The following is a 7,996-nucleotide window of genomic DNA, read 5'->3' as shown; positions in this document are numbered from 1 at the left end:
AATGGCCGTGAACTTACGTAAGTTTACGGCCAACACAGCAAGTGGATCCTAAATTTATAAATAACAAAAAGAGAAAGGTGAAATTGACTCGCTCAATTTCACCTTTCTCTTGGTTAGAGACTAGTTATGTCCCAGCCTCTTTTTTTGATAGTTAGGAGGTGAGTTTTACTCGTTTATCTGTTGTTGTCCACTTCCCGCGATGCGGGCTGCTGATCAAGTCATTGTATTCCAACACATTCAAGTCTCTTTGAATGGTGCGAGGTGTGCTCCCGAACTCATCTGCCAGCTCCCGTGTAGTGACGGTGCCGTTATCTTTAATATAAAGATAGATGTCTTTAATTCGGATGAGCATTCTGTTAGTCGAAGGTTTCAAAAAACCACTCCCTCATCTTTAATTCCTTGGCAGTAGGGTTTTGACGGCGGTTTCCTTCCTCAAAGGAGGATACGTAGTCATATTTTTCTCAGCGGACAACTCCCTTTCTCTATACCTCGTATTTTAAAGAGCCAAACCTGTCCGTTTGTATCGGCGGCTTTATTACTCTCTTCATCAGACGCTTCTATTTTAACTTATTTGTTTGAATATTGGAAGTAGATAGTGAGAAACATTTCTGGTGGGACAGGAACTTTTATCCGATTCATCCGTAAAAAAGGGAACAGCAAGAGAGGAGAGGTTCGTATGGATACAGTATTGGCCATCTCAATTGATAAAGCCGGCTATGAAAAAGACGAGATCACAATCTCCAACGTAGCTTTTGAGGTCAATCGGGGTGAATTGACAGGGATGATCGGAGCAAATGGCGCCGGAAAGAGTACGACGATCAAGGCGATATTAGGTCAGTTGCCTTTTGTTGCAGGTGAGATCGGCAATCTAGAAAATATCCGTTATTCTTTCATTCCCGAACGGCCGGTTTATTATCAAGAATTGACGCTTTGGGAGCATTTTGAATTTGTGACGGCTGTCGAAGGGCTGAAAGAGGAGAACTTGGAGTATGCTAAAAAGCTGCTTGATCTTTTTGCACTTTCCGAGCGTCTCCATGAATTTCCCGGCACCTTTTCCAAAGGCATGCAGCAAAAAGGAATGATCGCCCTTGCACTGTTCACAAGACCCGACATATTGATTATCGATGAGCCATTCATGGGCCTGGATCCGCGTTCTACCCAATTGTTTATCCGGATTTTAGAGGAAGAACGGGAGAGCGGCACGGGCATCATTATGTGTACACATATACTCGATACGGCGAAGCGAATTTGTGACCGGTTTGTCATTATCGAGCAAGGAACAATGAAGGCAGCCGGCAGCTTAGAGGAAGTGCTTGCTGCATGCGGGGCAAAAGACGGCTCCCTTTATTCCTGTATCTCTATGGATGGTACAGAGGATGAGTAGCAGGAAGTTGTTCCTTTCAAGAATATCGGAAAATGGAAAGTACCAATGGTCACTTGTTCGCTCGATCATGGATTGGACAATCCTTGTATACATTGTGGTTCCGGCAGCAGCAATCTTCATCATAACCTATCGGGAGTGGTGGCAGGGGATTCCTCACTGGATGGGGTATCTATCTTTTCCCATCATATATACTATTTTCTTTTTCCTTTTATGGGGAGGGCATTTACATACATATACAAGAGAGGCCGACCAAGTCTTTCTTATGAAAAACAAGGAATTGCTGCTTGGATTGAAAAGGTGGGGCATCTTCTTTTCCTACCTTAAGGAAATCGGTTCCGGCCTGTTCGCCGGGCTGCTTCTCCTGCCTTTATGGACGCAATCCTATCCTTATACTTTAGCTGAATTGGCGGTATTCCTTTCCTTTTGGACAGCAATGAAAGTGCTGATCAAATCGATTAGAGGAAGGATGGAGCTGGAGATAGTTGGTTGGAGAAGGTGGCTGAGAAGCATCCCGCTTTTTCTCTTGGCCGCTGTATTGTGGAATACCGGCTATGCTTTTTTATTTCGGCCGGAGGTCTCCCTGCCGCTCACCCTATTGCTTTTCCTTCTGTCTTTATGGCTCGCGGGTCCAAGATTTTTGACCACAAAAACCCTAGCGACTGATATCGCAATCGATCATTTAGAGAAAAATAAAAATCTGGATATAATTTTCGGTCTTTCAATGGAGTTGGAGAAACCTCAGAAAGTAGGAAAACAGCACAAGCAGCCGATGGTCTTTTCGAAATCCCAGCGCTTGTTTCGGAAACGCACACCGAAAAACGGTTTTTTGGAATTGTTTCTGAAAGCGATGCTGCGGAGCCATGTCCAGCTTTTGCGCATTTTGCAAATTGCAAGCGTGACAGCTGCAGCAATCACTGTGCTGCCGCCACTATGGATCAAGATTGCAATTGGATTGTGCGGCAGCTCTTTCTTCTTTTATTGGATCGGAAATGTATGGCATCAAATAATTGAGACTCCGGGCTTCTCCAGGCCATATGCTGCAGAAGTGGGGGCTTACCAGGCGAAAAGAACAGTGACGTCCGTTTGTTTCATCGTTTTTCTGGTCCTCACCGTTGGATTTCTTGCTGTATTGGCGGGGATCCGCAGTCGCTTTCCCTTTTTCTAATGGAGTGAAAGTTGTACAATAAGGGCAAGCAAGATTACAGGTCAAAGGAGTTGCGAACATGGCCAATATAAACTGGACTGCGGAAGTTGAAAAGAGAAAGACGGATTTGCTGAAGGATTTGCAAGGACTCTTGCGAATTAGAAGTGTGCTCGATGAGGAAAATGCAGCACCGGATGCTCCGCTTGGAAAAGAAGTAAAACGAGCACTCGATTATATGTTGGAGCTTGGCGAAAAGGATGGATTCACAGCGAAAAACACCGGGAACGTCGCGGGCCATCTGGAGATGGGGAAAGGTGAAGGCCTCGTTGGTATCCTTTGCCACGTTGATGTCGTTCCTGAAGGGGACGGATGGTCAGTTGACCCATATGGCGGTGAAGTGAAAGATGACAAGATTTATGCCAGGGGTGCAATTGATGATAAGGGGCCGACCTTGGCCGCTTATTATGCGATGAAAATTGTAAAGGAACTGAGCCTGCCGCTTGAGAAACGTGTGCGAATGATTATCGGCACGGATGAGGAAAGCGATTGGCGCTGTGTCGATCATTATTTTGAGGTCGAGGAGATGCCGGATATGGGCTTTGCGCCGGATGCAGACTTCCCCATCATCAATGCGGAAAAAGGCATCGCCGATTTCGATCTTTTGCAGAAACAGGAAGATGCGGAGGACACCTCGGCGAATGTAAGCCTTCTTTCTTTTTTAGCGGGGCGTCGGTACAATATGGTTCCGGATCTTGCGAAAGCGGTGCTCGATGTTAAAAAAGACAATACAGAGCTTATGCAGGATTATGATCAATTCATTAAGACACAGGGTGTGGATGGACAATATTATGTCGAAAGCGGTTACCTCGTAATGGAACTGAAAGGTGTCTCTGCTCATGGGATGGAGCCCGATAAAGGAAAAAATGCCGGCTTGTTGCTGGCGAGCTTCCTCTCCACGCTTAATCTGGACGGGAGAGGAAAGCGGTTCACTGAAACAGCCGTCCAATTTTTCTTCGGAGATTCAAGAGGAAGGGCGCTTGGCGTTCAATATCGGGATGACATTACCGGTGAATTGACGATCAACGTCGGAAAAATGGCATATAACGAGCAGGACGGGGGCAGCTTCGGCTTAAATATGCGCTACCCTGTCACATTCGACATGGAAGCGGGTATGGCCAAACTGAAGGAAACGGCGCTCGGACAGGGATTTGCCGTCTCCAATTTTACAGACTCGAAGCCTCATCACGTTCCAGAGGATGCAGAGCTGATCAAAGTGCTGAAAAAAGTATACGAAGAGCAGACGGGAGAAGAGGCAGAACTTCTTTCAATCGGCGGCGGTACATACGCCAGGTCCCTGGCTTCAGGTGTGGCGTTCGGAGCATTATTCCCAGGCCGGCCTGATATCGCTCACCAAAAGGACGAATATATGGACTTGGAGGATCTTTGGAAAGCGACAGCGTTATATGCGCAGGCCATCTATGAATTAGCCAAATGAGCTTGAGGTCGTCTTAAAGGCAGATGGATGGGGAAAATAGGATAGGATAAGGGGGATCACGATGAACAAAGTATTGGTGAATGATCAGTTGATGGATCGCAGTGCGGCGGTAATTGACATGGAGGACCGCGGTTATCAGTTTGGCGATGGTGTATATGAAGTGATTCGTATCTACGGCGGAAAGCTTTTCACAGGAGAAGAGCATCTTGACAGGTTGTATGCCAGTGCTGAGAAAATCAGATTGACCATCCCTTTTGCGAAGGAAAAGCTAGGACAATTGCTGAATCAATTGATCGACGAAAACCAAGTTGTCGACGGCTCGGTCTATTTACAGTTTACAAGAGGGGCATGTGAACGGAATCACCTTTTTCCGGATACATCCGTGACTCCTGTCTTAACGGCATATACCCGGTCAGTCCCGCGCCCGCTTCAGAATTTAGAACAAGGCGTGGAAGCCATCACAGCCGATGACATCCGCTGGCTCCGGTGTGATATTAAAAGTCTTAATCTATTGCCGAACCTGCTGGCAAAGCAGGAGGCAAAGGAGAAAGGCAGCTATGAGGCGATTCTGCACAGGAGCGGAACCGTCACGGAAGGCTCTTCGTCCAATGCGTTTATTGTAAAAGACGGCGAGATCGTCACCCATCCGGCAACCAATCTGATTTTGAATGGGATCACACGCCAGGTAATCGGCAAACTTTGCGCAACAAACCACATTCCATTTATCGAAAGAGAATTCACGGTTGAAGAGCTGAAAGGCGCGGATGAAATCTTTGTTTCATCGACTACTTCGGAAGTTATGCCAATCATCAAGCTGGACGGGGAGCCTGTGGGCAACGGTGTGCCGGGTCCATTGACAAGGCGGCTCCAGTCCTTGCTGCTTGCCGAAATTCAGGCGCTTTAACAGCAAGAAAAATGGGAAAAGACAGCAGAGGAGAAGCCGGGAGCTGCGATCACTATATCCTATAATCAGGAGGTTTTTTCGATGAACGCACATTACTTTTTTGCTTTGGCCCTACCGGGAGAGGTGAAAGAGGAGCTCAATCGGCTGACAGAAAAAATCCAATCGAAACACCCTTTCAAAAGGCTGGTCCATCCGCTGGACTATCACGTAACCCTTGTTTTCCTCGGCGGGGTAGAAGAGAAAATTCTGGAGGATGCCGTTGAAGGCGTCCGTACGTCCGTCACAGAGCTTGCTCCTTTCCGCTTGCAGGCGGACCGTATCGGCATATTCGGCAACAAGAAAGAACCGCGGATTCTGTGGGCGGGGTTAAATCGTTCAGAAGAGCTGATGGAGCTGCAACGCATGACAGCAAAAGCGTGTAGCCAAGCCGGTTTTGAAGTGGAAAAGCGTCCCTATTCTCCACATATTACATTGGGGAGAAAATGGGCGGGGGAAGGCTCTTTCATCTTAGAGGAGCTCGAACAAGCAACAGCCCCGTCCCTCCCGCTAAAGCCTTTCAATGCCGCGGAGGCTGTTCTCTACCGGACTCGCCTCGACCAAACACCAAAGTATGAAAAGATCGAAAGATTTTATTTAAAAGGCGATTGAACAAGGTGCAAGCTGAAGTAGAATGGAAGGTTCCACTTTCCTGAGCTCTTGCGAACGGCTGCGAGCCCGAATCGCTTGTAACTGATAAATTTATTATTTTGACAGGGCGCCAGAAGCCTCTGGCGCCTTCTCTTACTTTCTGGAAAGGAGGCCGGCCGGATGGCACAACTGATCAAACTTCAGGATTATGTCTCCAGATATGAAACAGACCTTTCGAGGTATCCTTCTCAATTTGTCCGCTTGAAAAAGCAGCAGTGGGAACGCTTGAATGCCCAGCGGCTTGCTGGCCCCCCGGCAATGGAAGATTTTGATGACGATGAATTTGGAGCAGAGCCTTCAGGCAATCGCATCATGAACAAGCTGAAAGGTATGTTTAAAAGGGGACAGGCTGATGAGCTGGAAGCCGAGGAAGAGCCGGCTATTTTCAAAGCTGGGGAAGATGAGGAGAACTTGAACTTCCAGTATCCTGTTTATACGATGACGGAAGAGGAGCTCAAACAATACTTTCTAGACCAGCTCTATCGTTTTCAACTCAAATGGGCAAGCTCGACGCTGACAGAAAAGTCGATTGTCGACCGCCACTTTTATCATGATGAACGGATGAAATATTTGCTGCAAAGCTTGCCGGATTCCTTTCTTCTTCTTTATCGGCCGATCTTTTTGCTCAAGAGGGCACCGATTGAATTGGACGTACTGCTGCTATCACCACTCGGGATTTGGTGTCTCACTTTTCTTGATGAGAAAGAAGGGGTCGTTTATTTGGGGGACGGAGGCAGGTTTTGGCTGCAAAGAGCGAGAGACAGAGAGAAAAAAGTATTGAATCCGCTTCTTTCAGTAAATAGGATGGAGAAAGTGGTAAAGCAACTTCTTCAACTTTATGAGATTGACTTCCCTGTTCATAAAGCGATCGTTTGCCGCAATGGCTTTATTGACTATCCGGGTGGCCCTGGAGATGTGCAAATTTTAGACAAGCGTTCTTTCCCGGATTGGTTCCAGCGGCAAAGGGGCAATACGGCACCGCTGAAATCCGCTCAGATCCGGGCAGCTAGCGCTTTGCTTGAATACTGCCAGACGACGAGTTTCGCTCGGCTTGAGTGGGACAGCGGCCCATCCCAGTCATAGCGGCGGGATGAATGGTTGCCGGCGGTTGAACTGGGTAGAAATTCTCAAAAGCGGCTTGACGTGTACTGTCGATTAGCGATAAAATTTAGGGAAGATGGCTATTGCAGTCTATTATCACAGTAGCGGTCTTTTTTATTTTTTGCATGAAGATGATGAACGGAGCGAGCCTCCGTCGACATAAATTGAAGGTGGATGACCGTGAGAGAATTATTGGGCCAAGGCTGGGAAATTGTTCCGGCAGGCGGGGCAACTGGAGAGGCGTTTTTTGCAAGCCACCAAGAGAAAAAGCTGTTTTTAAAACGCAATTCTTCGCCTTTTCTGGCCGTTCTTTCGGCTGAAGGCATTGTCCCCAAATTGGTTTGGACGAGGCGCCTTGAGAATGGCGATGTGATCACGGCCCAGCAATGCCTTGATGGGCGTGAACTGGAGCCGGAGGAAATGGGGCAAGAACAGACAGCAAGACTTTTGCATAAAATCCATACGTCCAAGCCATTGCTCTCCATGCTGGAGCGCCTTGGGAAAAAGCCGTTTACTCCGAAGAGAATTCTGGAGAGGGCAGGACGAAAACTGGATGAACGGCTGCTTTCACAAAAGTTGATCGGAAATTCCATCGACAAACTGAAAGAGCATATGCAGGAGATTGAGTCGGGTGAGTTTGCCGTTTGCCATGGAGATGTGAATCATAACAACTGGCTGCTCACCGATAAAGAAGAGCTATACCTCATCGATTGGGACAGCGCCATGATCGCAGATCCCGCATTGGACTATGGGATGCTGCTGCATACATATGTTCCAAGAGAGAACTGGGAGGGCTGGCTGCATAAATATGGGGCAAAGCTGACCCCAGAGCTTGAGCTGCGGATGAACTGGCATGTTATCGCCCAGACTCTGCTCGCTATTCAGTGGCACTATGAGAAGGACCGATTGCAGGAGATGGAGCGTCTGCAGGATTTCCTCAAGACGCTGCAATGAATATAAAAATCAGCAGCTAGGCGAAGAGCCTAGCTGTTTAACTTACATCCTGATCTGGTCGACCCAATCGGACAGAATCTCCTGATGGGATTCGATATGGCTGTCCAGGTCGGATGAGTTTTTGCCGTTTTGCGAATAGGAGTAAATGTTTTCGAATACGGAATTCAGATGTTCGGGAACTTTTTCATTGGCCAGCAGGGATTTTACCAATCGTTGCAGTTGCTCGCATTCGGATACGGTACCGCAGCAATCCTCAAGATGGTTCGTAAGTATGTCCTGCATCAATCCGAGCTGATCATGGTGGCTTAGAGACATGGGGATCATCCT

9 protein-coding genes are annotated in these 7,996 nt (G+C 47.6%); 7 read left to right on the top strand and 2 right to left on the bottom strand.

Annotated features, from left to right (window positions below; translation table 11 throughout):
* Positions 1–151: 151 nt before the first annotated feature.
* A complete protein-coding gene (locus AC0TWI_RS21695; protein WP_488128423.1) occupies positions 152–373 on the bottom strand; it encodes a DeoR family transcriptional regulator in 222 nt (73 codons plus the stop codon).
* Positions 374–676: 303 nt separating this feature from the next.
* Between AC0TWI_RS21695 and AC0TWI_RS21690 the strand changes: the two genes are divergently transcribed.
* The 7 genes from AC0TWI_RS21690 (at position 677) to AC0TWI_RS21660 (ending at position 7,669) form a co-directional block, all read left to right on the top strand.
* Positions 677–1,384 (top strand): ABC transporter ATP-binding protein, encoded by a 708-nt coding sequence (locus tag AC0TWI_RS21690; RefSeq protein ID WP_488128422.1) that lies wholly within the window; start codon positions 677–679, stop codon positions 1,382–1,384.
* Positions 1,377–2,549, top strand: coding sequence for an ABC transporter permease (locus AC0TWI_RS21685; RefSeq protein ID WP_488128421.1), 1,173 nt, complete (start codon positions 1,377–1,379; stop codon positions 2,547–2,549). The genes AC0TWI_RS21690 and AC0TWI_RS21685 overlap by 8 nt, the downstream gene beginning before the upstream one ends.
* A 58-nt stretch (positions 2,550–2,607) precedes the next feature.
* Entirely contained in the window at positions 2,608–4,023 is a 1,416-nt protein-coding gene (gene pepV, locus AC0TWI_RS21680; RefSeq protein WP_488128420.1) for a dipeptidase PepV, read from the top strand.
* A 61-nt stretch (positions 4,024–4,084) separates the two neighbouring features.
* Positions 4,085–4,927: a D-amino-acid transaminase gene (dat, locus tag AC0TWI_RS21675; RefSeq protein WP_488128419.1), complete on the top strand. Its 843-nt coding sequence runs from the start codon at positions 4,085–4,087 to the stop codon at positions 4,925–4,927.
* Between the two features lie 81 nt (positions 4,928–5,008).
* Complete coding sequence (thpR, locus tag AC0TWI_RS21670) at positions 5,009–5,575, top strand: RNA 2',3'-cyclic phosphodiesterase (protein ID WP_488128418.1); 567 nt, start codon at positions 5,009–5,011, stop codon at positions 5,573–5,575.
* 159 nt (positions 5,576–5,734) lie between these two features.
* Positions 5,735–6,697 (top strand): nuclease-related domain-containing protein, encoded by a 963-nt coding sequence (locus AC0TWI_RS21665; protein ID WP_488128417.1) that lies wholly within the window; start codon positions 5,735–5,737, stop codon positions 6,695–6,697.
* A 198-nt stretch (positions 6,698–6,895) separates the two neighbouring features.
* Positions 6,896–7,669 (top strand): phosphotransferase, encoded by a 774-nt coding sequence (locus tag AC0TWI_RS21660; protein ID WP_488128416.1) that lies wholly within the window; start codon positions 6,896–6,898, stop codon positions 7,667–7,669.
* Positions 7,670–7,711: 42 nt separating this feature from the next.
* Here the strand turns inward: AC0TWI_RS21660 and AC0TWI_RS21655 are convergent, their stop codons facing one another.
* A complete protein-coding gene (locus AC0TWI_RS21655; RefSeq protein ID WP_488128415.1) occupies positions 7,712–7,984 on the bottom strand; it encodes a YtzH-like family protein in 273 nt (90 codons plus the stop codon).
* Positions 7,985–7,996: the final 12 nt, after the last annotated feature.

The sequence above is a fragment of the Lederbergia sp. B243.17 genome (genome assembly GCF_057657925.1).
This window is presented reverse-complemented; position numbering and strand designations above follow the sequence as displayed.

Bases quoted from the DNA above. Each gene is read 5' to 3' on its own strand.
- AC0TWI_RS21690 (WP_488128422.1), top strand. From the start codon at position 677: ATGGATACAGTATTGGCCATCTCAATTGATAAAGCCGGCTATGAAAAA.
- AC0TWI_RS21685 (WP_488128421.1), top strand. From the start codon at position 1,377: ATGAGTAGCAGGAAGTTGTTCCTTTCAAGAATATCGGAAAATGGAAAG.
- pepV (WP_488128420.1), top strand. From the start codon at position 2,608: ATGGCCAATATAAACTGGACTGCGGAAGTTGAAAAGAGAAAGACGGAT.
- dat (WP_488128419.1), top strand. From the start codon at position 4,085: ATGAACAAAGTATTGGTGAATGATCAGTTGATGGATCGCAGTGCGGCG.
- thpR (WP_488128418.1), top strand. From the start codon at position 5,009: ATGAACGCACATTACTTTTTTGCTTTGGCCCTACCGGGAGAGGTGAAA.
- AC0TWI_RS21665 (WP_488128417.1), top strand. From the start codon at position 5,735: ATGGCACAACTGATCAAACTTCAGGATTATGTCTCCAGATATGAAACA.
- AC0TWI_RS21655 (WP_488128415.1), bottom strand. From the start codon at position 7,984: ATGTCTCTAAGCCACCATGATCAGCTCGGATTGATGCAGGACATACTT.